Source organism: Streptomyces sp. NPDC098789, assembly GCF_044759975.1.
Lineage (GTDB): Bacteria > Actinomycetota > Actinomycetes > Streptomycetales > Streptomycetaceae > Streptomyces.
In genome coordinates this window covers 287,373-312,347 of record NZ_JBIWAJ010000003.1, presented here as the reverse complement: position 1 = coordinate 312,347, position 24,975 = coordinate 287,373, and the positions used below count along the sequence as shown (strand labels likewise).

Sequence of the window (24,975 nt, the reverse complement as noted above, 5' to 3'; positions counted from 1 at the left end):
GGACCGGGCGGCTCAGCGCGTCGAGGTGACCGCGCCGCCCGCGCTCCACATCCCCACGAGGTCCCGGTAGAGCGCCGAGCGTGCCGGCAGTTCCGCGTGCGTCCCGCACACCGCCCTGGTCCCGTCCAGGACCAGCACCCGGTCGGCGCGCGCGGCCGAGGAGATCCGGTGGGCCACCACCACCAGCGTGCCGGGCCGGGCCGCGAGGGCCCGCTCGGCACGCTCCTCGGTCTCCGCGTCGAGATGGCACGTGGCCTCGTCCAGCAGGAGCAGCGGGGCGGGGGAGAGGTGCGCGGCGGCGAGCGCCAGCAGCTGGCGCTCGCCCTGGGAGAGGCGGGCCGGATCGAGGGCCGCGTCCGGGCCGCCGAGCCGCCGCAGGAGCGGTTCCAGGCCCAGCGCGGCCACCACGGCCTCCACCCGCTCCGCGGGCACGTCCGCCGGGTGCGGGCACAGGTGGGTCAGGTTCTCGCGCACGGAGCCGGTGAACACGTACGCCTGTTGGGGCAGGAGCGTGCGCCGCAGGTCCGGGCCGTGCGTCGCCCCCGGTGTCCGGGCGGGCGCCCCGGCGACCAGGGCCGTGCCCGCGCCGGGCAGCAGCAGCCCCGCCAACAGGGCGGTGAGCGTGGACTTCCCGATCCCGCTGGGCCCCACGACCGCGAGGTGTTCGCCGGGCCGGACCGTCAGGTCGAGCCCGTCCAGCACGGGGTGCGCGCGGGGCCCGTAGGCGAAGCCGACGCCGCGGAGTTCCACGGCGGCCACCGGGGTCCGTGAGGTCGCGGCGCCGTGCCCGGCCCCGGGCTCCGCCGCGGCGTCGGGGCTCCCGAGGGGCGGGGCGGACGGTTCGGGGCCGCAGAAGCGGTCCAGCACCACCAGCAACCGGGTCCCCGCGGAACCGAGCGCGGCCATCAGGGTGTCGAGCGCGGGCAGCAGCGACTGCGTCAGGTAGGTCAGCGCGCCGGCCAGCGCGCCCGCCGTGAGCCCACCGCCGAGCAGCCAGGGCGTGGCCGCGAGGAGGGCGAGGACCGGCGCCCGGCCGGCCACCCCGAGGGCCAGCGTCCGTACGGCCCCCCAGCGCGCGAGCCGTCCGGTCAGCCGTTCCTGCGCGGCGATCAGCGGCTCCACGTCGGCGGCCGCGGCCCCGCCGCCCCCGCACGCCACGATGTCGCGCAGCCCGGCCGCCACCTCGCCCACCCGCGCGGCGAGGGCCTCGTCCGTGTCCAGGGCCTCCCGCTGCACGGCCGCCATGGGGCGCAGCGTGGCCAGGAAGACGGCCAGGCCCAGGAGCAGCGGGGGCACCACGACGACGAGCAGTACGGGCGCCAGCGCGGCCATGCCGAGCAGCGCGCCGACGGCGGTGAAGAGGAAGGAGCGGGCCGTCAGGACCAGTCCGGCGAAGGAGTCCCGGGCCATCTCGCTCTGCTGGGTCAGCCGGGACACCGCGCCCGTGCCCACGGCGCGCGCGGGATCCGCGACCGCGGCGCCCAGCGCGTGCCGCACGGCCCGGCGGACGAGCCCGTCCCGCAGGGGCTCGACGAGCTCCGCGAGGGCGAGGAACACCCCGCGCAGGGCGACCCCGCCGAGGAGCGCTCCGACCCCGGCCGCCGTCAGCCACAGGACACCCGTGTCGACCCGTCCGGCCAGGAACCCGTCGTCCAGGGCGCGGGCCACGCCGTACCCGCCGAGGAAGGTGTGGACCGATTCCAGCAGCGACCAGAGCGCCAGCGCGCCCAGGGGCCGCAGCCGGCCCCGCAGGAACCGCCGCCCCTCCCCGCCGACCCGCCGCCACGGCCCGGCACCGGCCGCGGCCTTCGGTACGGGCCGGGGGAGCGTCGGCCCGGAAGCAGCGGCCGGGCGGGCCGTCGTACGGTCCCGCGCCGCCGCCTCGGTGGCCGGGAGGGCCACGGCCACCGTCGCGGCCACGGGCGCCGCGACGGCCGGGGCCGCGCCGGCCGACGGTTCGCCGGTCGGCCGATGGGCATCCGGCGGCTCGCCGGTCGGCTGAGCGGCATCCGGCGGACAGCCCGTCGGCCGATCGGTGTCCGGTGGCGCGGCGAAGACCGCGCGGTAGTCCGGGTCCTGCCACAGGGTCGCGTGCGGGCCGGTGGCCCGGACCCGGCCGTCCTCCAGCCAGACGACCCGGTCGGCGCGGGCCGCCGCGGAGATGCGGTGGGCCACGACGAGCCGGGTGCCCGGGCGCACCCGCTCGGCCAGGGACCGTTCGACCTCGCGCGCGGTGAGCGTGTCCAGGCTGGAGGTGGCGTCGTCGAGCACGAGCAATCGACCCGCACGCAGGAACGCCCGCGCCAGGCCCAGACGTTGGACCTCGCCCCCGGACATCGGCGCGTCCGCGAGCAGCGTGTCGTACCCGTCGGGCAGGCGCCGCACGAACGGATCGGCCCCGGCCGCCCGCGCCGCGGCCCGCACCCCCGCCCGCCCGGGCGGCGGACCCGCCCCGAAGGCGATCGCCCCGGCGACGGTGCGCCCCGGCAGCGCGGGCCGGTCGAAGGCGTGTCCGACGTCGCGCCGCAGCGCCGACGCGGACAGCTCCTCCAGCGGTACCCCGTCGAGGAGCACCCGACCGGCGTCCGGGTCGGTCAGGCGCCCCGCCACCGCGGCGAGCAGCGTCTTGCCCGAACCGGAGCGCCCCACCACGGCGACCGTCGTTCCACCGGGCACGACGAGATCGACGCCGTCCAGCGCCGCGCGGCCCTCGCGCTCCACCCGGACCCCGCGCAGTTCCAGCGTGCCCGGCCCGTCCGGAGGCAACTCCCGTGTTCCGTACGTCATCGCGGGCAGGGCGAAGAGGGCGGCGGTGCGCCGCGCCGCCGCCCGGCCGCGCACCAGGGCCGCCAGCCGTCCGGTCACGGCGCCGACCCCGGCCGCGAGCCCGGCGTACCGGACGGCGGCGAGGAGGGCGCCCACGCCCAGCGCGCCCGCCGCGAGCCGCATCCCGCCCACGCCGAGGACCACGTACAGCAGCAGCGGCATCAGCGCCGAGGTGCGGGCGGTGGTCCCGCCGTACACCCGCCACATCCGCCGGCCCTCGACTCCCAGGGCGGGCAACTCCCTTAGGACCCGTTCCCGTTCGCGGGGAAGGGTGCCGGCCGCCGCGATGGTGCGGGCGCCGGCGAGGGCCTCGGCCAGCAGCCCCGCCATCGACAGCTGGACCTGCTGGTAACGACCCACGCTGGCGGCCGAATCACGGGCGAAGGAGCGCAACAGGACAGCCAGCAACGGCAGTCCGGCCACGAAGGCGAGGGCGGTCCACACGTCGATGACGAAGAGCGCGATCAGACCGCCCAGCGGCGGCAGCAAGGAGGCGACGGCGCCCGCCGCGGCCGCGGGCGCGGTCCCGGCCTCGGTGGCGTGCGCGGTCAGCCGCGCGGCGACGTCGCCGGGCGGGTGCCGGCCCGCGTGGTGCGGGGCGGTGCCCAGGAGCCGGGTCAGGCCGAGGCGGCGCAACCACGCGGTCGAGCGGCCGTTCACCCGGCCGGTCAGCCGCGTCACGGCGGCGTCCAGCAGCACTTCGGCGGTGATGACCACGGCGCACCACGCGGTCCAGGCGGGGCCGCCCGGGTCGCCGCGCAGCAACAGGTCGAGGGTGTGGCCGAGGACGGCCGGTTCGGCGAGGGCCGCACCGGCGGCGCCGAGCGAGCACGCGCCCACGGCCGCGGTGCGCCCCGCGCTGTCGCGGGCCGCCGCCACCAGGGCGCGGTCGCCGGCGCGGGCGAGCGCCGCCCCGTCGGACGGATCGGGCGAGGTCATCGGCAAGCTCCACGGCCTCCACAGGCAGCACCGGCGCCCACGGGCGGCATCGGCCCCACGGGTTCCGGGAACGGGCGTGGGCCCGGGCGGTGAACCGCCCGGGCCCAGAGGGGACCTGATCAGTGACAGGTCGTGATGCTCAGGCTGCTGTCCCCGCAGAGCAGCAGGCTGGCCCGGCTGCCGCCACCGCCGCCGCCGCCGTAGGTGGCCTCGGTGGCCTCTTCCGTGATGGTCTCCATCGACTGCAGGTCGAGAAGCGTCATGTCACAATCCTCTTCTTCGCTGGGTCTTCCTGATGGGTCACGGCCCCGCGGTGCGGGACCGGCTCTGGGACCGCCGCGGCGCGCCGCAGCGGTGGGAGGAACGGCAGCTGGGCGCGCCCGCCGGGCGCGGCGCTGCCGAGGGCGAGCAGTGCGCCGGCGGTGCCCGTGGACAGGTCCATGGACAGCCGCATCAACTGCTCGCCGGGGAAGGCCAGATGGCCCTGGTAGGGCACCGCGTGCCGGGCCAGGGCATCGATCTGGCGCGCGAGGTCGTCCGCGCGGGTGCCCGGTCCCGGGGTGCTGGTCCGCGCCAGGTACAGCACCATCCCGGCAGCGCCGCGGAACAACCCGGGCTGCGCGTAGAAGGTGGCCTGGGCGGCCCGTACGATCTCCAGCCGGGCCTGCTCGAAGCGCTGCTCGGAGCCGTGCCGCAGCCAGTCGTCCAGCACCATGCCGATGCCCACGCTGCCCGCGCCGAGGTAGGGCATCGTGCGCCATCCCTCGTCCACCTGCAGGGTGCCGAAGGCGCTCGTCACGCACCGGTCGAGATCGCGGTGCAGGGCGGCGCCCGCGCGCAGCAGGTACTCCTGCTCGCCGGTGCGTTCGTACAGGCGCAGGAACAGGAGGGCCGGGCCGGCGCCGCCGTACAGCAGGCCGGCGCGCCGCGGCGCGGCGCCGTCCCGGCAGAGCAGTTCGGCGCAGCGCAGGGCCGCCGCGTGCAGCTCGCCCTCGCCCGTCGTCGTGCCCAGCGCGTCCAGGGCCAGGCCCACGCCCGCGAGACCGCTGTGCAGGTCGGGGCCGATCTCCTGCCACGGCTGCTCCAGGAGCAGCCCGGCGAGGTGCAGCGCCCGCTCCCGGTGGCCGAGGCGGTCCAGGGTCCAGGCCGTGCCCGCGAGGCCGTCGTAGAAGCCGAGCGGCGTTCCGGAGCCGGGCTCCGCGGTCCGGGCCAGCAGCCACTCCTCGGCCTGCGGCCAGGGTTCGGCGCCGGTCTCGGCCAGGGCGTAGAGGACCCCGGCCGCTCCGTATCCGAAGCCCGTGCCACCGCCCTCGGTGCTGAACTGGGCGATGTCCCCGGGGAAGAAGCGGTCCTCCCGACCGGGCGTGGCCGAGGCGCGCAGGGCCGCGACCATCGAGTCCCGGGCGGCGGGCCAGTTCCCGGGCGCGACGGGCAGGTACGGTCCCGCCGGAGCCGGTATCCGACCCGAGTCGGAGGCGGGCCCCGTGGCGCCGTCCCCGTCCGGTCCGGACAGGATCTCCTGGACGGCTTCGTCCAGGAACCGCCGCGGCACGGGGAACTGCTCCGCGGCGATGGCCGCCAGGTGCGCCGCCTTCGCCCGGTCCAGGGCGAGCAGGCTCGTCAGCGGCAGGAACAGGGCGAGGCGCAGACAGGCGAGGGCGTAGCGGTCCACCGCGAACCCGCGGCGACCGGCCGGGGCGACGAACGCGGGGTTGGCGACGGTCTGCCGCAACCCTTCGTCGACGTGGGCGGCGGCCTCGAAGTCCAGCAGGGCGACGGACGGTCGGCCCTCGGCGTCCTCGGTGACCATGATGTTGAAGAGGTGCAGGTCGTTGAAGACCACCCCGCGGGCGTGCACCGCGGCCACCGCCGCGCTCACGCGCTCGTGGATCGCCAGCGCCCAGGTGGTGTAGGCGGCGAGCTCGGCCGGCGCGGGGTCGGCCTCGATCAAGGGGTGTCTACGGGCGAAGTAGGTGTTGAGCGGCTTGCCCTTCAGGTACTGGAGCACCAGGAAGTGGTGGTCGCCGACCGTGAAGGAGTCGAGGACGGACGGGACGCAGTCCAGCCCGGCGAGCCGCTCCAGCGCCGCCCGCTCCCGGTGCAGCCGCTTCACCGCGTCCGCGCCGTCGGCGGCGAGGCCCGCGTACGGCCGGGCCTCCTTCAGCACGACGGCCTCACCGGTGCGGGTGTCCCGGGCGGCGTAGACCCCACCGCCGTTGGAGAAGTGCAGGGCCCGCTCCACGGTGTACGGGAGATCGGCGAGGGTGACCGAGGAGCGCGCGTCGAGGTGCGGCTTCAGGAAGGGGGGCAGCTCGACCCACTCCGGCGGTTGGAACGCCGGCCCGCGGGCGTCGGGCACCAGGCGCCCGGCCGGGTCCTCGATCGCCGGGACCAGCTCGCCGTTCCCGTCGTAGCAGTGCCGCAGGGTGAAGCTGCCGTAGCGCAGGTGGACGGGGCCCGCGCCCCAGCGCAGGTCGCTCAGCACGTACGGCCCGGGCTCCCCGGCGAGCAGCCCGTCGAGGTCTTCGGCGATGCGGCGGCACTGCTCCTCGTCGGCGGGGTACACCGTGAGGAACTTGCCGCTGGCCGCGCGGTCGGCGTACTTGGCGTTGCGCAGGTGCAGCAGGTAGCGGCTCGGCACGAACTTGAAGGCGATGTCCCGGGCCAGGCAGTAGGAGCGGACCCGCTCCAGGACCGACTCGGCGTTGTCCAAGGTGGCCGACACGTGGATCTTCCAGCCCTGTGCGGGCAGTTCGGATCCGATCGGGCGCAGGGCGTACCAGTCTCCGTTGCGGTGGGAGCGCCACCCCTCGGGTACGGGGGCGAGCGCGGCCGGGTAGCTCTCCTCGGCGCGCCGGTGGGGCGCGTCGTAGAACCAGCGGTCTGCGTCGCAGAAGGCGGCGTACCCCTTGTTCACCCGTACTCCCTCGGTCGGTGGCCGGCTGCATCACCGTGTCATCCGGGCCGGGTGCCGCAACAGTCATGACTGTCACCGATGCGACGTGCAGTACGCACGCGTCACTTGGCCCACCGGCCGCGGCGGTGCCGATCCGCACGGTCCGCCGCGTAAGGCCTGGCCGCGGGAACGCGAACCGCAGGACGCCTTCGAACGGCGGTCCTTCCCTCGCGCGGGGCCGCTTCGCCGCCCTGCGGTCGAGCCGCGGACTTCGGTAGTGGCTATGCCGTGATCGACGCGGCCGATCCGGCGGCCTGTTCGAGTTTCGCGCGGTATGCGGCGCGGGCTTCCTCGTCGATCCGGGTCTCGTGTTCGGGCCGCATCCCGGTGCGGCCGTCGACGCCTTCGCGCAGGATGTCGGCGTGCCCGGCATGCCGGTTGGTCTCGCCGAGGACGTGGATCATGATGGCGAACAGGTTCGTGCCGTGGTGGGGCTCCGGCCACCAGGGCACGTGGCCGGGGGCGTCGAGGGCGAGCTCGTCGATCGTCGCGTCCGAGTGTTCCCAGATGCGCCGGTAGGCCTCGATGATCTGATCGCGCGTCTCGTCCTCGGTCGCCCACAGATCGCTGCCGTCGTGGTCCTGCCACCGGGGCAGTTGTTCCGGGGAAGGGCGGTCGAAGACCTCGCCGAAGTACCTGGCCTCGACGCCGGCCACGTGCTTGACCAGGCCGAGGAGGTTGGTCCCGGTCGCCGTCAAGGGCCGGCGGGCGTCGTATTCGGACAGGCCGTCGAGCTTCCAGAGCAGCGCCGTGCGGTCCCGCCGCAGTCTCGCGTGCAGGGTGTCCTTCGCGAATTCATCGATCATGCGGCACGAGCCTGCCATGGACCACCGGCGGCTTCAAAGGCAGCCCTTCGGGCGGCCGGTCCGGCCCGTGTGACACCGCGGCGCCGCGCGGCCCGTCTGCGGACCGTGGGGGAGACCGCAGACGGGGCGGTGCGGGGCGGGTCATAGGCTGTCGGTCCGGCGGATCCCTGCCCCGCCGACCCGCCTGCCGAAAGGACCACGTGATGAGCGACAAGGCCCGCAAGCTCTTCGACGCGCTCGATCTGAACAGCGACGGCGTCCTCACCCGTGTCGAGGTGATATCCGCCCTGCGGACCAAGGGCCCGACCCTGGCCGCCGCCGGTGTGCTGCCCTTCTGGGGAGTGAGCGACGTGGACGACTCCTCCGCCCTCTTCGACCGGGCCAATCTGGACGGCGACGACGTGCTGACCTTCGAGGAGTTCGAGCGCGAGGCCGACCGCCGCTTCGGCTGGTAGCCGCACCGGGCGGGGACCGGACGGACCGGCCCGGCCCGGACGGCCGACCCCGCCGGGTCAGCCGAGCCAGGGCCGCCAGACGTCCTCGTGGCGCTCCACCCACTTCTGCGCCGCCTGCTGAGGCGACAGCTTCTCCTCGGCGATCATCAGGGCCACCTCGTTCTGGTCCGCGACGCCCCAGTGGAACCTCTTCAGGAAGTCGGCCGCCGGCCCGCCCCCGTCCGCGAAGCGGGCGTTGAGGTACTTGCGCAGCGGCGTGTGCGGGTAGGCGCAGGCCACCTTCTCGGCGTCCGCGTCGCACCCCTGCGCGTACTCGGGCAGCTTGACCTCGGTCATCGGGACCCGGTCGAAGAGCCACTGGGGCTCGTACCAGTAGGTCAGGAAGGGCTTGCGCTCCTTCGCGAACTGCTTGATCTGGGTGATCTGGGCCGCCTCGGAGCCCGCGAAGACCACCTCCAGGTCGAGCCCGAGGTTGCGCACCAGCGCCTTGTCGTTCGTCACGTACGAGGGGGAGCCGTCCAGCAGTTGGCCCTTGCCCCGGCTCTCGGCCGTACGGAACTCGTCGGCGTACTTGTCGAGGTTCTTCCAGTCGGTGACGTCCGGGTGTTCCTGGGCGAAGTACGTCGGCACGAACCAGCCGATGTGGCCGGTGACCCCGAGGCCGCCGCCGTCGACGACGGTCTTCTTCCGCTCCACGTAGCGCGCCAGCTGTTCGGGGTGGCCCCAGTCCTCCAGGATCGCGTCGACCCGGCCCTGGCTCAGGGCGTCCCAGGCGGGCACCTCGTCCACCTGTACGGTGTCCACGCGGTAGCCGAGTTCGTGCTCCAACAGGTACCCCGCCACCGCGGTGTTGGCCTGCGCGCCGACCCAGGACTGGACCGACAGCGTGACCGTCTTCGCGCCGCCGGCGGCGGCGTACGGGGAGGTCTGGCGGGTCATGTCGGCCGCTCCGCAGCCCGTGAGCACGGCCAGGGCGGTCGCGGCGGCGAGCGCGACCGCGCTCCTGCGGCGGATCTTCGTCGGCTCAGGCATTCCCGGCCTCCTTCGTGGGCGCGGGCTGGGTGAGGCGGTCGAGCAGGATGCCGAGGCAGACGATCGCCGCGCCCGCCACGAGCCCGGTGGCCAGGTCGCCCTGGGCGAGGCCGAGGACCACGTCGTAGCCGAGGGCGCCGCCACCGACCAGCCCGCCGATGATCACGACGGCCAGGACCAGGACCACGGCCTGGTTGACGGCCAGCAGCAGGGCCGGCCGCGCGAGCGGTAGTTGGACCTGGCGCAGCTGCTGGGCGCCGGTGGCGCCGAGCGAGCGCGCCGACTCCAGTACCGCGGGGTCCACCTCGCGCAGGCCCTGCGTGGTGATGCGGACGACGGCGGGCAGCGCGTAGACGACGGCCGCGGCCGCCGCGGGAGCCCGGCCGACCCCGAACAGGGCGACGACCGGGATGAGGTACACGAACTGCGGCATCGTCTGGCAGACGTCCAGCACGGGCCGCAGCAGCCGCTCGGCGCGGGCGCTGCGGGCGGCGCCGATGGCGACCGCGAAGCCGAGTACGAGCGTCACCACGACGGCGGCGAGCACCTGCGAGAGGGTGTCCAGCGCCGGGTCCCACACGCCGAGCACCCCGATGGCGGCGAGGGCCAGTACGGCGCTCAGGGCGCTGCGCCAGGTGCCGACCAGCAGGCCCACGGCGCCCACCAGCAGCAGGAGCAGCCACCAGGGGGTCGACTGGAGCCCGCTGCGCAGGGGATCGAGGAGACCCCCGGTGAAGCCGGCGGCCCAGTCGGCGGTGCCGCCGACGACGGGGACCCCCGAGTAGAGGTGGCCGGTCATCCACGCGACGGCCCGGTTGACCGGATCCGCGAGCGGGACCGTCCAGGAACCGGGCCACTGCGCGGCGCCCAGCATCCGGCCCGCCACCGCCACGGCGACGGCCGCCAGCACGCACAGCAGCCCCCCGTACCAGCCGGCGAACACCCGCCGCAGGAAGTGCTGTTCGGCTGTCGGTCGAGCCGCGCCGAGCCGGGAGCCCGCCGCATCGGCCGTGCGGTCCAGTACGACGGCGAGCAGCACGATCGGGATGCCCGCGGCCAGCGCCGCGCCGACGTCGACGGAGGCCAGGGCCTGGTAGACCCGGTCACCGAGGCCGCCCGCGCCGATCACCGACGCGATGACGGCCATGGACAGGCCCGTCATGACGGCCTGGTTGACGCCCAGCATGATCTGCTCCCGGGCCAGCGGGAGCCGGGCGGTCAGCAGCCGCTGACGCCCCGTGGCGCCGAGCGAGGCGGCGGCCTCCAGGACCCCCGCGTCGGCCCCGCGCAGCCCGAGCGCGGTGAGGCGGGCCATGGGCGGGGCGGCGTAGACCACGGTGGCGAGCACGGCGGCGGGCACCCCGATGCCGAAGACGAGCACCATCGGCAGCAGGTAGGCGAAGGCCGGCAGGACCTGCATGGTGTCCAGTACGGGCCGCAGGGCGCGCTCCGTGCGGGGCGAGAGCCCGGCGGCGAGGCCGAGCAGACCACCGACGACGACGGCCGCGCCGACCGCCACGGCCATCAGGGCCAGCGTCTGCATCGTCGGCACCCACATGCCCAGCAGGCCGCACGCCGCGAACGCGGCCATCGAGGTCAGCGCGAGCCGGACCCCCGCGAGCCGCCAGGCGACCAGGCCGGCCAGCGCGGTCACCCCGGGCCATCCGGCGGCGAGCAGCACCAGGTAGACGGCGCGCACGGACACCACGACGGCATTGCTCACGTGCCCGAAGAAGTAGAGGAACAGCGGGTGGCTGTCGCGGTGGTCGATGATCCAGTCACCGGCCCGCCCCAGCGGCGCCGACAGGTCGACGGCCAGGGAACCGGGCCAACTGCCGCCGCCCGGGTACAGCACGCCGAGGGTGCCCAGGACGGCCGCGGCGACGGCGAGGGGCAGGACCTGGCGGCCGACGCGGAACCGGGCGGTGGAGCCGACCCCGCGCCCGCCCGCACCGGCGGCCGGATCCGCGGTGGAGCGGGTGTCGGGGTCGGTGCGGGCGCCTCGGCGGCGCGGATCGCGGGTGTCCGCGCGCGGCCCTTCGCGCACGGGTGTGGACGGGGAGCTCATCGGCGCCACCCCCGCGTCGCGGCCGGGAGCGGCACGGCGCGGCCACGGGGGCGCGCGGTGGAGTGGCGTCTCATGCGGCCACCTCCCCGGTCGCCGGGACGGGTAGCCCGGCGACGACGGCGAGCAGCGACGCGTCGTCGACGACGCCCAGGCAGCGGCCCCCGTCGACGACCCTGGCGGGGCCGCCGCTGCGGACCACCGCCTCGATGGCCAGGGCGACGGTGGTGGCGGGCGCGAGGGACACGCCCCGCTCCGCCTCCTCCGCCGTGGCGGGGCGCATGGCGCTGCGCACGGTGAGCACCTGCTCGCGCGGTACGTCGCGGACGAAGTCCCGCACGTAGTCGTCGGCGGGGGAGCCGACGATCTCCTCCGGAGTGCCCAGCTGCACGATCCGACCGTCGCGCATCAGGGCGATCCGGTCACCGAGGCGCAGCGCCTCGGACAGGTCGTGGGTGATGAAGACCATGGTGCGGCCCTCTTCCTGGTGCAGGCGGCCCACCTCCTCCTGCATCTCGCGGCGGATCAGCGGGTCGAGCGCGCTGAACGGCTCGTCGAACAGCAGGACTTCGGGATCGGCGGCCAGTGCGCGGGCGAGGCCGACGCGCTGTTGCTGACCACCGGAGAGCTCGTCGGGGCGGCGCTCCTCCAGGCCTTCGAGGCCGACCTTGACGGTCATCTCGGCGGCCTTGGCACGCCGTTCGGCGCGGCCGACCCCCTGGATCTCCAGGCCGTAGGCGATGTTGTCCAACACGGTGCGGTGCGGCAGCAGGCCGAAGTGCTGGAAGACCATGGCGGCGCGGTGGCGGCGCAGGTCCCGCAGCCGGGCCCGGTCCATCGCGAGGACGTCCTCGCCGTCGATGGCCAGGGAGCCCGCGGTGGGCTCGATCAGCCGGGTCAGGCAGCGCACGAGCGTGGACTTGCCGGAACCGGACAGGCCCATGACGACGAAGGACTCGCCCTTGTGGACGTCGAAGGTGACGTCCCGGACGGCCGCGGTGCAGCCGGTGCGCTCGCGCAACAGGGGCGCGGACAGCTCGGCGTGCTCCGAGCCGGGCACCCGGGCGGCCGCCGCCCGGGGGCCGAACACCTTCCAGAGGCCCCGCACGGAGAAGACGGGTGCGTCGGTGGTCATCGCGTCCGCGTTCGTCGGACCGGTGTGCATCGGGTCGGTGTTCATCAGGTCGGCGTTCATCGCGCACCCCCCACCAGCAGCTCGGCCGCCTTCTCGCCGACCATCAGCACGCCGATCATCGGGTTGACCGCCGGCATCGTCGGGAACACCGAGGCGTCGGCGATCCGGATGCCGTCCAGCCCCCGCACCCTCAGGTCCGGCCCCACCACGGCCCCGGGATCGTCCGCGGCCCCCATCCGGCAGGTGCCCGCCGGGTGGTAGACGGTGTGCGCGACGGAACGGGCGTACGCGCTCAGCTCCTCGTCACCGGTGACCTGCGGACCGGGACACACCTCGCGCGTGAGCCAGCCCGCCAGGGGCTGCGCCGCCGCGATCTCGCGGGCGATCCTGATGCCGTCGACGAGGGTGCGGGCGTCGTAGTCCTCCTCGTCCGTGAAGTACCGGAAGTCGAGGGCCGGTTTGACCTCGGGGTCCGCACTGGTGAGGTACAGCCGGCCGCGGCTGCGCGGTTTGGGGATGTTCGGGGTCAACGACACGCCGTGCGCCGGGCGTTCGTAGCCGATCCGCTCCGGATTGTCGGTGAAGGGGATCTGGTAGAAGTGGAACATCAGGTCCGGACCCGGGGACGCGGGATCGCGGCGCACGAACAGTCCGGCGTCGCTGTCCATCGCGGAGTTCTCCGGTATCGGGCCGTCCGTCTCCCACACGATCACCGACTCGGGGTGGTCGAGGAGGTTCTCGCCGACTCCGGGCAGGTCGTGCACGGGCGGGATGCCGAGCGCCGACAGCTGCTCGCGCGGGCCGATGCCGGAGTGCAGCAGAAGTCTCGGGGTGTCGACCGCGCCCGCGCACACGACCACCTCGCGGCGGGCGCGGATCAGCGACTCGGCGCCGTCCGCGGACCGTACGTGCACCCCGCGCGCCCGCGTCCCCTCCAGCTCCAGCCGGTGCGCCCAGGTCTCCAGCAGCAGGGTGAGGTGGGGCCGCTCGGCCATGACCGGGTGCAGGTAGGCCACCGACGCCGAGGAACGCTTGTTGTCCTCCGGGTGGTAGGCGAGGTCGAAGAAGCCGACGCCCTCGTGGAAGGGCTTGGCGTTGAACCCCTCGATCCGGGGCACGCCCAACGCCTGCTCGGCCGCCGCCACGAAGTCGCGTGCGACGGCGTTGCGGTCGGCCTCGCCGACGGGGACGATGTGGTTCAGCAGCCGGTCGAAGTAGGGGTCCATGGCGGCGGCGTGCCAGCCCTCGGCCCCCGCGTCCGACCATTCGTCCCAGTCCGACGGAAGCGGCTTGAAGGCGATCAGCGTGTTGTGCGAGGAGCACCCGCCGAGCACGCGGGCCCGGCTGTGCCGGATGTGCGAGTTGCCGCGCGGCTGCTCGGTGGTGGGGTAGTCGTAGTCGAGTTCGCCGCCGAGCAGCCCCATCCAGCGCCGCAGGGTGAGCACGTCGGGGCGGTCCACGTCGCTCGGCCCGCCCTCGATCACGGCGACCGTGACGTCGGGGTCCTCGGTCAGCCGGGAGGCGATCACCGAACCGGCGGTGCCGCCGCCCACGATGACGTAGTCGAACTCCCGAACGGTGTCGGGGGAGGGCTGCGCCGGGGTGGTCCCCGGGTGTGACTGCGCCGTCATGCGGAGGTCTCCTCTCGGCCCGCGAACCAGCGGACGGGACGGGGTGCGAGGTTCTGGTAGACGTGCTTGGTCTCGCGGTACTCGGCCAGGCCCGAGGGCCCGAGCTCGCGCCCGATCCCGGACTTGCCGAAGCCGCCCCACTCGGCCTGCGGCAGATAGGGGTGGAAGTCGTTGATCCAGACCGTGCCGTGGCGCAGCCGGCCCGCCACGCGGCGGGCGCGACCCTGGTCGGCGGTCCACACCGCGCCCGCCAGCCCGTACTCGGTGTCGTTGGCGAGGGTCACCGCCTCGTCCTCGGTGAGGAAGGTCTCCACCGTCAGCACCGGTCCGAAGACCTCCTCGCGCACGACGCGCATCCGGCGGTCGCAGCGGTCCAGGACGGTCGGGCGGTAGAAGTAGCCCGGGCCCGGCGGGCGTTCGCCGCCCGCGCGCAGCACGGCGCCCGCGGCGAGCGCGGAGGCGACGTACGACTCGGTGCGCTCGCGCTGGGCGGCGGACACCAGCGGGCCGCACTCGACGCCCGGGTCGGTGCCCCGGCCGAGTCGGATCCGCTCGGCGCGCCGGGAGAGTTCGGCCACGAACCGGTCGCGCACCGACGCCTCGACGATCAGCCGGGAGCCGGCCGAACAGACCTGGCCGCTGTGCATGAAGGCGGCGTTGAGGGCCTGGTCGACGGCCGTGTCGAAGCCGGCCGCGGTCGCGCACGCGTCGGCGAAGACGACGTTGGGGTTCTTGCCGCCCAGTTCGAGGGCGAGCTTCTTCACCGTGTCGACCGCCGCGTGCGCGACCTTCCTACCGCTGTCGAGACCGCCGGTGAAGGAGACGAGGTCGACGTCGGGGTGGGCGGCGAGCCGGGCGCCGACGGGGTCGCCCGCGCCGGTCACCAGATTGGCGACGCCGGCCGGCAGCCCGGCCTCCACCAGCAGCTCGATCAGGACGACCGTGCTCAGCGGGGTCAGCTCGCTCGGCTTGATCACGAAGGTGTTGCCCGCGGCGAGCGCCGGGGCCACCTTCCAACTCGCCTGGAGCAGCGGGTAGTTCCAGGGGGTGATCAGGGCGCACACGCCCACCGGTTCGTGCACGACCACGCTGTGGATCTCCGGCGATCCGGCGTCCACGACCCGCCCGCCGCCCTCGCCGAGGACGAGATCGGCGAAGTACCGGAAGGCGTCGCTGACGCAGTCCACGTCCGTGCGGCCCTCCGCGAGGGTCTTGCCCGCGTCCAGGCTCTCCAGGAGCGCGATCCGCTCCCGCTCTCGCTGGAGCAGGTCGGCCGTGCGCCTGAGCAGCGCCGCGCGCTCGGCCACCGGGGTCCGCGGCCACGGGCCGTGGTCGAAGGCGGCGCGCGCCGCGCCGACGGCGTCGTCCGCGTCCGCGACGGCGCCCTCGGCGACCACCGCGAGGACACTGCCGTCGGCGGGATCGAGGACCTCCCGCGTGGCGCCCGTCGAGGACGGCCGCCACCTTCCGGCGGTGTGGATGCTCTGCTGCTCGGACACGACGCGCTGTACCTCCGGATATCGCACCGCGGCCTGCCCGCGGTGTCGGTGCGGTGCGGCTCGTGTGCCCCGGCTTTCGCCACTCATGTCCCCCACGTCACGGGAAGTGACCGGTGTCACGTGCGGGTGACCGGCCCGAGAGCTTCGGGAAGGGGTGTTTCCGCCACCGGGAACTGTGGACGAACCGGGCGTAACCTGGTCGGACCGCCGTATCCGCACGGGAGTCATGGAGGCGGCGCATGACCGACCCGTTCGGCTTCCTCAGGACGCCGCGACGCTCCGTACCGGCGCGCCCCGCCGATGAGCGGCTCGGCGACTGGTGCGAGGTCCACGCGGGGCAGATCTCGCTGCCCCTGGTGTCCGAGCAGGCGAACCGCTGCATGGACTGCGGCATCCCCTTCTGCCACGCGGGCTGCCCGCTGGGGAACCTCATCCCCGAGTGGAACGCCTACGCCGCCCACGGCGACTGGCGGGCCGCCTCGGACCGGCTGCACGCGACGAACAACTTCCCCGAGTTCACCGGCCGGCTCTGCCCGGCGCCCTGCGAGGACGCCTGCGTCCTGACGATCAACGCCGATCCGGTGACCATCAAGAACGTCGAGCAGGCCATCGCCGACCAGGCCTGGGCACACGGGTACACCGCCCCCGCGCCGCCCGCCCGCCCCAGCGGCAAGTCCGTCGCCGTCATCGGCTCCGGCCCCGCCGGTCTGGCCGCCGCCCAGCAGCTCCACCGCGCCGGGCACGACGTCGTGGTCTTCGAACGGGCCGACCGGATCGGCGGACTGCTCCGCTACGGCATACCGGCCTTCAAGATGGAGAAGTCGCACCTCGACCGCCGCGTCCAGCAGCTGCGGGACGAGGGGACCGTCTTCCGCACGGACGCGGACGTCGGCGGCCGGATCGACGCGGCCGGGCTCCGGGCCACCCACGACGCGGTGATCGTCGCGGTGGGCGCGACGGAGCGCCGGGAACTGGCGGTGCCCGGCCGCGGGCTACGGGGCATCCACCAGGCGATGGACTACCTGACCGGAGCCAACCGCGTCGCGCAGGGCGACATCGCGGCGCCCGGCGTGAACGCCGAGGGACGCCACGTGGTGATCGTCGGGGGCGGTGACACCGGCTCCGACTGCCTCGGCACCGCGCTGCGCCAAGGCGCCCGCTCGGTGGTCCAGCTCGACATCAACCCGGAACCGGGCCCCGGCCGCTCCGCCGACCAGCCCTGGCCGCTGTACCCGAAGGTCTACCGGATCTCCCACGCCCACGAGGAGGCGCGCAGCCGCGACGGCGCCGACCCGCGGGCGTTCGCCAGCGCGACCGTGCACTTCGAGGGCGACGCCGAGGGGCGGGTGCGCGCCCTGCACCTGACCGCGGTGGAACCGGCGGAGCGGCGCTCCCTCCCCGGCACCGAGCGGGTGATCGAAGCCGGGCTGGTGCTGCTGGCCCTGGGGTTCACGGGCCCCGAGCGGGCCTGCCCCCTGGGCGAACAGCTCGGCCTCACCCGCGACGAGCGGGGCAACTTCGCCCGGTCCGCGGACTTCGCGGCGCTCGGGCCGCCGGGGCGGCCCCCGGAGGGGGTGTTCGTCGCGGGCGACGCCGGGCGGGGCCAGTCACTGGTGGTGTGGGCGATCGCGGAGGGCCGCTCCGTGGCGGCCGCCGCCGACCGCTACCTGACCGGCCGCACCGCCCTGCACGCCCCCGTCCGGGCCCAGGACGGGCCGCTGCTCCGGCCGCCCGACGGACGTGCCTGGTGACCGTGGGGCCTGGGTGGGGGTCGGGGCCTTAGCCGGGGGCCGGGGCCGGGCCTTAGCCGGGGGTCGGGGCCGGGGCCGGGGCCGGGGCCGGGCAGGAGTGTCTCCTCGGCTCGCGGCTGCGGGGTGGTCGGAGGAGGGGCGCGGTGGGGACCGCTCGTCCTTGCGGGGACACTCCTGCCCGGCCCCGACCCCGGCCCTACTGGGCCGGGGTCGGGGGGCCTACGGGGCTGCGGCGATTGCGTTCTGTACGTGGTGCAGGCTCGGGGTGGCGAGTACCTCGTGGAGTTGTTGGAAGACCTGGCGTGCTGCGATGGCGTTCCAGTCCGCGGGCAGTAGCTCGGGGGGCAGGCCGGGGTCCAGGTAGGGCAGGCGGCGCCAGGCCGTGAGCATCGGCACGTAGTGGCGGAACGCCTCGGCCGGGTCGATCTCGCGCTGCCCGGCCAGGCGCGCGGCGACCGGCGCGTACGCCCCGGTGAACTCCGCGTACTGCCCCTGGATCGCGGGGAAGTCCCACCAGGAGCTGACCGCCCCGGGCAGGTCGCTGAAGGCCGCGTAGTCGGCCGCCGCGAAGAGGTGGACGTACTCGCTCAGCCCGAGCCGGACCAGCACGGCCCGCGCGTCCTCCAGCACCCGGCCCGGCGCCAGCCACACGCCGGAAGCGATGTTGCCGAAGCCGAGCCAGGTCAGCCGGGTGCGCAGTTGGTAGCGGTGGGAGCGCTCGGACTCCGGTACGGAGAACACCGCCAGGGCCCAGCCGTCCGCCAGGTCCGCCGGCTCCAGGCTGGCGAAGATGCGGCGGTCGCCCGCGTCGAAGACCGGGTGCACGGCCGGGCTGAGCCGGTACCCGGTGGCGCCGCGCCGCTCCGGTTCCAGGACGCCCTTCTTCTTGAGCCGCGAGATCGCCGAGCGGACGGCCTGGCTCTCCACGTCCAGCTCCGACATGAGGGTGATCAGGTCGGCGATGGAGATCCAGCCGCCGATGCCGCGCAGAAACGCCCCGTAGACCGTGTTGATCAACGAGCTGGGCCTGAGGGGGCTGTCCGACATGATCGCCTTCCGTTGGATGCGGTGGCGATCTTACCGAGCGTCCTGGACCCGGCGCGGGGCCCTGCGGGCTCAGGCCGACGATGCTCCCCGGACCAGCGGCGCCTCGGCGTACGCACCCGACAGCAGGTGCCCGGCCCCGGGCGCGACGGCGGGCAGATCGAGGGCCCGCAGCAGCTGGTGGGCCGTACAGACGGCCGCGGAGACGACCGGCTTGCCCAGGATCTGCTCCGCCTCCTCGATGGCCCCGAGCGAGGGCATCTGCACGCAGGCGGAGAGGACCACCGCGTCCGCGTCGCCGTGGTCGAGGGCGCGCGCCAGTTCGGGCAGCCGGGCCGGGTCGTGCGCGGCCACGTCGAGGTTGTTCGGTATCTCCAGCGCCCGGTAGTCCAGGACCTCGATCCCCTCGTGGGTGAGGTAGTCGACGACGGTCCGGGTGAGGGGGCGCATGTACGGGGCGAGCAGCGCCACCTTGCGCGCGCCCATGGTGTGCAGGCCCTGCACCAGGGCCCCGGCGCTGGTCACCACGGGCGCGGGCGCCCCGTTCTCCACGGTCCGCGCGTGCAGCCGCTGCTCCGCCTCGCGGTGGTAGCCCAGGCCCATGCTCATGATGGCGACCAGACAGGCGTAGCCGAGTACGTCGACGTGCGCGTCGGACAGCTCGACGGCGCAGCGGTCGGAGTCGGCGTCCATGGCCCTGAGCTGCTCCGGCGTCACGTGCGTCATCCGCATGCGGCTGGAGTGGAAGGTGAAGCGCTCCGGCGCGACGCGCTGCCGGGCGCGCAGGATGGCCGGCACCTCCGTCTCCATCGTGACGTTCGAACTCGGCACGATCTGGCCGATGCGGTAGGTGGGCGGGTGCGGCATGCGGGCTCCTCGGTTCGGTAGGGCGGCGGGCGCCGCGGGCGTGCGCGGCAGGGAGGTCAACGGGCGTCCACGACGGGGTTGGTGAGGGTGCCGATGCGCTCGACGGTGGCCTCGACGGTGTCGCCCGGCACCAGGAACTCGGGCGGGACCATGCCGGCCCCGACGCCCGAGGGGGAGCCGGTGGCGATCACGTCGCCCGGCTCCAGGGTCACGCCGGAGCTGATGTCGGCGATCAGGCGGGCGATCGGGAACAGCATGTGGCGGGTGTTGGACTTCTGCTTGGTGACGCCGTTGACGCGCAGGTCGAGGTCCAGCGCCATCGGGTCGGGGATCTCGTCGGCCGTGACCACGACGGGCCCGAAGGGGGCGTAGGAGTCCTGGCCCTTGGAGAAGAACCACTGGCCCGAGCGGCGCTGGTCGCGGGCGCTGATGTCGTTCACGATGCTGTACCCGAAGACGTGCTCGTACGCCTCCTCCTCGCTCACCCGGAAGGCGGTGCGGCCGATGACCACGGCGAGTTCGCACTCCCAGTCCAACTGGGCGGTCAGGTCGCCGTTGTGCAGCACCGGGGCTCCGGGCCCGGTGACGGCGGTGGCGGGCTTGCTGAACAGGACCGGACGCGGCGGGAGTTCCTTGTCCGTGTCCAGGCTGCGGCTGGATTCCGCCACGTGCTCCACGTAGTTGAGTCCGACCCCGATGATCTTTCCGGGCCGGTGCGGGGCGCACAGCCGGACGTCTTCGAGCCGGTGGACGGCGTGGCCGGGCAGCGCACCGGCCAGCAGGGCGCGGACGGAGTCCAGGGCGGCGGGCCCGGCCTGGACGAGCGAGAGCAGGTCCGGCGGGATCCGGACGCCCGCGTGCGAGGCCAGGGCGGCGAGGTCGTGCACGAGGCCGTCGCGCTCCGCGCCCAGGCGCGGCGCGGGGTCGACGGGCCCGCCGGCGGGGGACCCGGTGGTGAAGGTCAGCAGTCGCATGGTGTCTCCGGGAGTCGGGGGAGAGGAAAGGGGCGGGAGGGGGAGGGGCGGCGTGCGCGGTCAGGAGGGCGGCTGGTGGCCGCCGTTGTCGGCGTAGGCCTCTTCGCGGTGGAATCCGAGCGAGCGCATGACCGGGAAGTCGTTGAAGGAGAAGAGGCACGCGTCCTCGGCCGGGTCGAGGTTGTGGTGCTCGTGCCAGGCCCAGGACGGCACGCAGAAGACGTCGCCCTCCTGCCACGCGAAGCGCTGCCCGGCGATCACCGAGACGCCGCGCCCCTTCGCCACCGTGTAGATCACCGATCCGGTGTGGCGGTGGGCCAGCGTGGCCTGGCCCGGCCGCAGCAGCTGCATGTGCGCGCCCATGGTGGGCATCACGGATCCGCCGGTGACCGGGTTGGTGTACTCCGCGATGATCCCGTCGTAGGGGGACCCCTCGGTGGCCCGGGCCAGGCCGAGCAGCGCCTCGTACGTCGCCTCCCACGGGTAGGCGAGCAGCGGGGAGTAGGGCCGGGTCCAGCGCTCGACGCCGTGCGGGAGCAGGTTCGCCGCGTACGTCAGGACGGAGGAGTTGATCACCTTCCCGGGCTTCTGGTACAGCTCGGGGTGGACCTCGTAGAAACCGGCGTCGAGGGCGTTGACCAGCGGGATGTCCAGCCCGTCCTGCCAGATGACCGGGGCGTCGTCCGCGTCGTTGCCGTGCTCGTGCCAGGTGCCGTTCGGGGTGATCGCGAAGTCGCGCGGCCCGACCTTCAGCTTCTGCCCGTCGACGATCGTCCACGCGCCGGTGCCCTCGTGGACGAAGCGCAGCGCGGCGGCCTGGTGGCGGTGGGCCGTCATGGCCTCGCCGGGGCCCATGATCTGCAGGCCCGTGTAGAGCAGCCCGGCCGCCGCACTGACGTCCTTGCGGCCGGGGTTGACCAGCATGACCACGCGGCGGCCCGCGTCGTCCGCCTTGACCAGGGCGAGCGCCTTGTGGACGAGCGGGCGCAGCTCCTCGTAACGCCAGAGCACGGGAACGGACTTGGGCTGCGGGTACCAGGGTTCGATGTCATTGGCGACGGTCCACAGCGCACCCGCCTCGCGCGCCGCGAGCTCGGCGTAGTAGGCGGTGAGTTCGGGGGTGTCGAGGACCCGTGCGCGGCCGAGCGCGGTGTCGTCCTGTTCGGGGGTCATGCGTCCTCCTCGGGAAGGGCGGTCGTCCGGGGACCGGAAAGGGGTGCGGTGGAGGGGGTGGAGCGGGTGGTGGTGGGCGTGGTGAAGGGGGCGGTGAAGGTCACGGGCGTGCGGGGCCGGTTGTCGACTTCGAGGTGGAAGACGTCGAAGCGGTTGTAGTGACCGGTGATGTCGTGCATCTGCTTGGGCTGGATGCACCGGCACAGGTCGATCTCCGCGTAGACGATGCCCTCGTCGTCCACCAACGGCGGCGTGACCGGTCGGCCGTCGGGGCCGAAGATGCCGGACAGCGCGCTGCGCGGGCGGCCGAACAGGGCCCGCAGCTCCTCGTCGTCCCCCGCGAGGAGGTCGATGATCTCCGGGGAGACCGTGGAGCAGGCCACGACGGAGAAGACCTTGCCCTCGAAGCTGTGGGCGGCCGTCCGCACGGCGATGGCGTCGGCCATGTCGTAGTCGGCGGGCGCCACGGGCAGGGCGATGTAGCAGGAGGCGTGGACGAGCTCGCCCTGCGCGAGGAGGGCGAAGCGGGCCAGTGTGTTGGTGTTCTCGCCGCAGGCGAGGGCGCCGAGCGGGCCCGCCGGTGTCCGGTGGACGCGCAGTGAGCTGCCGTCGCCCCCGGTCCAGGTGAGCTTCTCGGCCCAGGTCGGCACCAACTTGCGGTGGATCCCGAGGAGTTCACCGTCCGGTCCGATGGTCAGCAGGGTGTTGTACAGGACGCCGAGGCTGTTCGGGCCGCGCTCGTTGATCCCGATGACCAGGACGACGCCGTACTGGCGGGCCGCCGCGCGCAGGGTGTCGACGTGGGGGCCGGGGACGTCCACGGAGGCCCGGTACAGGCGCTCGAACCAGGGCGAGCCCTGCACCGGGTTCATGGTCCAGTTCCAGTACGGGTATCCGGGGACGAACACCTCGGGGAAGACGACGAGCGTGGCGCCGTTCCCGGCGGCCTCGGCGATCAGGGCGACCGCCTTGTCGACGGTGGCGCCGGGGTCGAGGTAGACCGGGGACGCCTGGACGGCGGCCGCCGTGAAGCGGGGCAGGTCGTACGGGGGCGGGGCGTACGGGGGTGGGGTCTCCACGGGATCTCCTGGCGGTCAGCAGGCGGTCAGCAGGCGGTCAGCAGGCGGGCGCGGGGACGCGGGGGCGCCAGCGCTGGTGCACCGGCGCGGCGTCCTGCCGCAGCAGTTCGAGGCGGGGCGGCACCCGGTCGGTACGGGCCGCGGGCGGGCGGCCGCTGCCGGCGGCCCAGGACCGGGCCCAGGGCGCCGCGGACCCGCGGTAGCCCTGGGCCGCGGCCGCGTGCAAGGTCCACAGCGGGTCGTGGAGCTGGGCGCGGCCGAGGGCGCACAGGTCGGCCCGGCCGGCCAGGATCACCGAGTTCACGTCGTCGTACGTGGAGATCGCGCCGACGGCGATGGTCGCCAGCCCGGTGGCGTTGCGGATCAGGTCGGCGTACGGCGTCTGGTAGCTGCGGCCGTAGCGGGGTCGTTCGTGGGCCACGACCTCACCGGTCGAGACGTCGATCCCGTCCGCGCCCGCCGCCCCGAGGGCCCGGGCGATCTCCACGGCCCCGGCCTCGTCGAGGCCGCCCGCCGCCCAGTCGGTCGCCGAGATCCGCACCAGCAGCGCCTTCCCGATGGGCCACACCGCCCGTACCGCGCCCAGCACTTCGAGCGGGAAGCGCAGCCGCCCGGCCGGACCCGCGCCGTACTCGTCGGTGCGCCGGTTGGTCAGCGGCGACAGGAAACCGGACATCAAGTGGCCGTGGCCGTACTGGAGTTCCAGGGCGTCGAAGCCGGCCCGGTCGGCGCGCTCGGCCGCCCGCACGAAGTCCCGCACGATCAGGTCCATGTCCGCCCGGGTCGCCTCGCGCGGCAACGGGGCGTGCTCGTCCCAGGCCAGCGCGGACGCCGCCAGCGGTGAGCCGTCGGCGGCGCGACGGCCGGCGTGGGTGAGCTGGATGCCCAGGCAGGCGTCCGACTGGCCGTGGACGAAGCCGGTGATCCGCCGCCAGGCGGCCTCCTGTTCGTCGGTCCACAGCCCGGGGCAGCCAGCGTCGGTGCGGCCCGCGGAGCTCACCGCGGTCATCCCGGCCAGCACCAGGGCCGGTCCGCCGAGGGCCTGGGTGGCGAGGTGGACCAGGTCGAAGTCGCCCGGCACCCCGTCGCGGGCGGTGGACAGTGCGACGGGCGCCGCCACGATCCGGTTGCGCAACCGCAGACCGCCCAGCGCGAAGGGCCGGAACATCGGCGGCACCGGGACGGAGGCGTTGACGGCGGTGGTGAAGCCCTCGTCCCGCGCGCGCAGGCCGTCGTAGGTGACGCGCCGGCTGCGGGTCAGCAGGTTGAAGGCGAACTGGTGCGGATCCTGGTCGGTGTACCGGTCGAGGTGCTCGAACCATTCGAGGCTGGCCTGGGCCGCCCGCTGGGTGGACTCCACGACGGGCCTGCGCTCCTCCTCATACGCGGCCAACGCGCTCGGCACGTCCGGGTGTTCGTGCAGGCAGGCGGCCAGGGCGAGCGCGTCCTCCATGGCGAGCTTGGTGCCCGAGCCGATCGAGAAGTGCGCGGTGTGCGCGGCGTCCCCGAGCAGCACCGTGTTGCCGTGCCGCCAGGTGCGGTTGCGCACGGTGGTGAAGCGCAGCCACTTGGAGTTGTTGGGCAGCAGCCGGTGCCCGTCCAGGTGGGCGGCGAGGATCTCCTCGCAGCGGCGGATGCCCTCCTCGTCGCTCGCGCCCGGCGGCAGGTCGAGGCCCTCGGAGCGGTCGAAACCACCGCACCGCCACGCCGCCTCGTCCATCTCGACGATGAAGGTGGAGCGGGTGTCGTCGTACGGGTAGGCGTGCACCTGGAGGGTGCCGAAGTCCCGCTCCTCGACGATGAAGGTGAAGGCCTCGAAGACCTTGTCGGTACCGAGCCACATGTAGCGGCCGGAGCGCTCGTCGAGGTCGGGGGCGAAGGTGTCGGCGTAGGCGGCGCGGGTGGCCGAACGCACGCCGTCACAGGCGACCACCAGGTCGTATTCGGCCGCCAGCCGCTCCGGCGGCGGGGCCACGGTGCGGTAGCGGACGTCGACCTCCAGGGCGGCGCACCGGTCCTGGAGGATGCCCAGCAGCCGGCGGCGGCCCAGGGCGGCGAAGCCGTGGCCGCCGGAGGTGAGGGTCGTGCCGCGGTGACGGACGTCGATGTCGCTCCAGCGGGCGAATTCGGCGGACATCGCGGCGTGCACGACCGGGTCGGCCTGCGCGATGCCGTCGAGGGTCTCGTCGGAGAAGACGACCCCGAAACCGAAGGTGTCGTCGGGGGAGCCCCGCTCCCAGACGGTGATCTCCCACTGGGGGGACAACTGCTTGGCCAGGGCGGCGAAGTACAGGCCGCCGGGCCCGCCTCCGATGACTGCTACGCGCACGGGGCGCCTCCTCGGGTGTTCTCGAACAGTTCGGGGGCCTGCGGGCCCGCCGTGGTGAGGACCTCGCGGACCTCGGCCGGCCAGGGGGTGGACCCGGTGGCCCGGGCGGCGGAGTGGGCGATGACCATGCGGCCGCTCGCGGCCCGCGCACCCTCCTCCCCGTGGACGGTGAAGGCGTAGTGCAGGGAGCTGTTGCCCACCTCGGTGACGCGCAGCTCGGTCCGCACGGCCTCGCCGAACCAGAGCCGGGCCCGGTAGTCGGCCTCGAAGCGGACCCGGGGCGTGCTCCCGAACAGGTGGGACAGGCCCAGGCGCCGCAGCAGCACCGCCTCGGCCGCCTCGACCCAGCGCACGACGGTGGAGTGGTGGTAGTGACCGGCGGCGTCGGTGTCGGGCCACTCGACGCGACGCTCG

General features: G+C 74.5%; 17 protein-coding genes and 1 pseudogene. 2 read left to right on the top strand and 16 right to left on the bottom strand.

Going from position 1 to position 24,975, the window contains the following annotated elements; translation table 11 throughout:
* Window positions 1-12 precede the first annotated feature (12 nt).
* From ACIQWR_RS08870 to ACIQWR_RS08855, 4 genes are all read right to left on the bottom strand, one after another.
* Window positions 13-3,765 carry an ATP-binding cassette domain-containing protein gene (locus ACIQWR_RS08870; RefSeq protein WP_404006042.1) on the bottom strand — a complete coding sequence of 1,251 codons (3,753 nt, stop codon included), beginning with the start codon at window positions 3,763-3,765 and terminating at the stop codon, window positions 13-15.
* A gap of 119 nt (window positions 3,766-3,884) precedes the next feature.
* On the bottom strand, window positions 3,885-4,028 hold the full coding sequence (locus ACIQWR_RS08865; RefSeq protein WP_385773487.1) for a SapB/AmfS family lanthipeptide: 144 nt from the start codon (window positions 4,026-4,028) through the stop codon (window positions 3,885-3,887).
* The gene (gene lanKC / locus ACIQWR_RS08860) at window positions 4,025-6,682 is read right to left on the bottom strand and encodes a class III lanthionine synthetase LanKC (protein ID WP_404006041.1); all 2,658 of its coding nucleotides are present in this window, start codon (window positions 6,680-6,682) and stop codon (window positions 4,025-4,027) included. The genes ACIQWR_RS08865 and lanKC overlap by 4 nt, the downstream gene beginning before the upstream one ends.
* Window positions 6,683-6,942: 260 nt before the next feature.
* The gene (locus ACIQWR_RS08855) at window positions 6,943-7,527 is read right to left on the bottom strand and encodes a DinB family protein (protein ID WP_404006040.1); all 585 of its coding nucleotides are present in this window, start codon (window positions 7,525-7,527) and stop codon (window positions 6,943-6,945) included.
* A gap of 203 nt (window positions 7,528-7,730) precedes the next feature.
* Here ACIQWR_RS08855 and ACIQWR_RS08850 point away from each other — a divergent pair, with 203 nt between their 5' ends.
* Window positions 7,731-7,982: an EF-hand domain-containing protein gene (locus tag ACIQWR_RS08850; protein ID WP_404006039.1), complete on the top strand. Its 252-nt coding sequence runs from the start codon at window positions 7,731-7,733 to the stop codon at window positions 7,980-7,982.
* A 57-nt stretch (window positions 7,983-8,039) separates the two neighbouring features.
* On the opposite strand, the gene ACIQWR_RS08845 is transcribed toward ACIQWR_RS08850, so the two are convergent.
* The 5 genes from ACIQWR_RS08845 to ACIQWR_RS08825 all read right to left on the bottom strand — a co-directional run bounded on the left by ACIQWR_RS08845 (window position 8,040) and on the right by ACIQWR_RS08825 (window position 15,344).
* Window positions 8,040-9,014, bottom strand: coding sequence for an ABC transporter substrate-binding protein (locus tag ACIQWR_RS08845; RefSeq protein WP_404006038.1), 975 nt, complete (start codon window positions 9,012-9,014; stop codon window positions 8,040-8,042).
* Window positions 9,007-11,082 (bottom strand): ABC transporter permease subunit, encoded by a 2,076-nt coding sequence (locus tag ACIQWR_RS08840; RefSeq protein ID WP_404006037.1) that lies wholly within the window; start codon window positions 11,080-11,082, stop codon window positions 9,007-9,009. The genes ACIQWR_RS08845 and ACIQWR_RS08840 overlap by 8 nt, the downstream gene beginning before the upstream one ends.
* A gap of 70 nt (window positions 11,083-11,152) precedes the next feature.
* Window positions 11,153-12,259 carry a glycine betaine/L-proline ABC transporter ATP-binding protein gene (locus ACIQWR_RS08835; protein ID WP_404006407.1) on the bottom strand — a complete coding sequence of 369 codons (1,107 nt, stop codon included), beginning with the start codon at window positions 12,257-12,259 and terminating at the stop codon, window positions 11,153-11,155.
* Window positions 12,260-12,270: 11 nt separating this feature from the next.
* Complete coding sequence (locus tag ACIQWR_RS08830; protein ID WP_404006036.1) at window positions 12,271-13,845, bottom strand: GMC family oxidoreductase; 1,575 nt, start codon at window positions 13,843-13,845, stop codon at window positions 12,271-12,273.
* The gene (locus tag ACIQWR_RS08825) at window positions 13,842-15,344 is read right to left on the bottom strand and encodes an aldehyde dehydrogenase family protein (RefSeq protein ID WP_404006035.1); all 1,503 of its coding nucleotides are present in this window, start codon (window positions 15,342-15,344) and stop codon (window positions 13,842-13,844) included. Before ACIQWR_RS08825 ends, ACIQWR_RS08830 begins: the two co-directional genes overlap by 4 nt.
* A gap of 239 nt (window positions 15,345-15,583) precedes the next feature.
* Here ACIQWR_RS08825 and ACIQWR_RS08820 point away from each other — a divergent pair, with 239 nt between their 5' ends.
* The gene (locus tag ACIQWR_RS08820; protein WP_404006034.1) at window positions 15,584-17,095 is read left to right on the top strand and encodes a glutamate synthase subunit beta; all 1,512 of its coding nucleotides are present in this window, start codon (window positions 15,584-15,586) and stop codon (window positions 17,093-17,095) included.
* A gap of 219 nt (window positions 17,096-17,314) precedes the next feature.
* Here the strand turns inward: ACIQWR_RS08820 and ACIQWR_RS08815 are convergent, their stop codons facing one another.
* The 7 genes and pseudogenes from ACIQWR_RS08815 to ACIQWR_RS08785 form a co-directional block, all read right to left on the bottom strand.
* Window positions 17,315-18,142 carry a PaaX family transcriptional regulator C-terminal domain-containing protein gene (locus ACIQWR_RS08815; protein WP_404006033.1) on the bottom strand — a complete coding sequence of 276 codons (828 nt, stop codon included), beginning with the start codon at window positions 18,140-18,142 and terminating at the stop codon, window positions 17,315-17,317.
* Window positions 18,143-18,211: 69 nt separating this feature from the next.
* On the bottom strand, window positions 18,212-19,006 hold the full coding sequence (locus ACIQWR_RS08810; protein WP_404006032.1) for an Asp/Glu racemase: 795 nt from the start codon (window positions 19,004-19,006) through the stop codon (window positions 18,212-18,214).
* A 56-nt stretch (window positions 19,007-19,062) separates the two neighbouring features.
* Window positions 19,063-19,980 carry a fumarylacetoacetate hydrolase family protein gene (locus ACIQWR_RS08805; RefSeq protein WP_404006031.1) on the bottom strand — a complete coding sequence of 306 codons (918 nt, stop codon included), beginning with the start codon at window positions 19,978-19,980 and terminating at the stop codon, window positions 19,063-19,065.
* A 60-nt stretch (window positions 19,981-20,040) separates the two neighbouring features.
* Entirely contained in the window at window positions 20,041-21,153 is a 1,113-nt protein-coding gene (locus ACIQWR_RS08800) for a cupin domain-containing protein (protein WP_404006030.1), read from the bottom strand.
* Window positions 21,150-22,232 (bottom strand): carbon-nitrogen hydrolase family protein, encoded by a 1,083-nt coding sequence (locus ACIQWR_RS08795; protein ID WP_404006029.1) that lies wholly within the window; start codon window positions 22,230-22,232, stop codon window positions 21,150-21,152. Before ACIQWR_RS08795 ends, ACIQWR_RS08800 begins: the two co-directional genes overlap by 4 nt.
* A 37-nt stretch (window positions 22,233-22,269) precedes the next feature.
* A complete protein-coding gene (locus ACIQWR_RS08790) occupies window positions 22,270-24,561 on the bottom strand; it encodes an FAD-dependent monooxygenase (protein ID WP_404006028.1) in 2,292 nt (763 codons plus the stop codon).
* Window positions 24,552-24,905: pseudogene (locus tag ACIQWR_RS08785) on the bottom strand (acyl-CoA thioesterase); the annotation flags it as partial. The pseudogene ACIQWR_RS08785 and the gene ACIQWR_RS08790, both read right to left, overlap by 10 nt.
* Window positions 24,906-24,975 lie beyond the last annotated feature (70 nt).

What these genes read in the sequence shown, in the direction of transcription:
- ACIQWR_RS08870 (WP_404006042.1), bottom strand. Translation starts at nt 3,765, where the DNA reads ATGACCTCGCCCGATCCGTCCGACGGGGCGGCGCTCGCCCGCGCCGGC.
- ACIQWR_RS08865 (WP_385773487.1), bottom strand. Translation starts at nt 4,028, where the DNA reads ATGACGCTTCTCGACCTGCAGTCGATGGAGACCATCACGGAAGAGGCC.
- ACIQWR_RS08855 (WP_404006040.1), bottom strand. Translation starts at nt 7,527, where the DNA reads ATGATCGATGAATTCGCGAAGGACACCCTGCACGCGAGACTGCGGCGG.
- ACIQWR_RS08850 (WP_404006039.1), top strand. Translation starts at nt 7,731, where the DNA reads ATGAGCGACAAGGCCCGCAAGCTCTTCGACGCGCTCGATCTGAACAGC.
- ACIQWR_RS08845 (WP_404006038.1), bottom strand. Translation starts at nt 9,014, where the DNA reads ATGCCTGAGCCGACGAAGATCCGCCGCAGGAGCGCGGTCGCGCTCGCC.
- ACIQWR_RS08840 (WP_404006037.1), bottom strand. Translation starts at nt 11,082, where the DNA reads ATGAGCTCCCCGTCCACACCCGTGCGCGAAGGGCCGCGCGCGGACACC.
- ACIQWR_RS08835 (WP_404006407.1), bottom strand. Translation starts at nt 12,259, where the DNA reads ATGAACACCGACCCGATGCACACCGGTCCGACGAACGCGGACGCGATG.
- ACIQWR_RS08830 (WP_404006036.1), bottom strand. Translation starts at nt 13,845, where the DNA reads ATGACGGCGCAGTCACACCCGGGGACCACCCCGGCGCAGCCCTCCCCC.
- ACIQWR_RS08820 (WP_404006034.1), top strand. Translation starts at nt 15,584, where the DNA reads ATGACCGACCCGTTCGGCTTCCTCAGGACGCCGCGACGCTCCGTACCG.
- ACIQWR_RS08815 (WP_404006033.1), bottom strand. Translation starts at nt 18,142, where the DNA reads ATGTCGGACAGCCCCCTCAGGCCCAGCTCGTTGATCAACACGGTCTAC.
- ACIQWR_RS08810 (WP_404006032.1), bottom strand. Translation starts at nt 19,006, where the DNA reads ATGCCGCACCCGCCCACCTACCGCATCGGCCAGATCGTGCCGAGTTCG.
- ACIQWR_RS08805 (WP_404006031.1), bottom strand. Translation starts at nt 19,980, where the DNA reads ATGCGACTGCTGACCTTCACCACCGGGTCCCCCGCCGGCGGGCCCGTC.
- ACIQWR_RS08800 (WP_404006030.1), bottom strand. Translation starts at nt 21,153, where the DNA reads ATGACCCCCGAACAGGACGACACCGCGCTCGGCCGCGCACGGGTCCTC.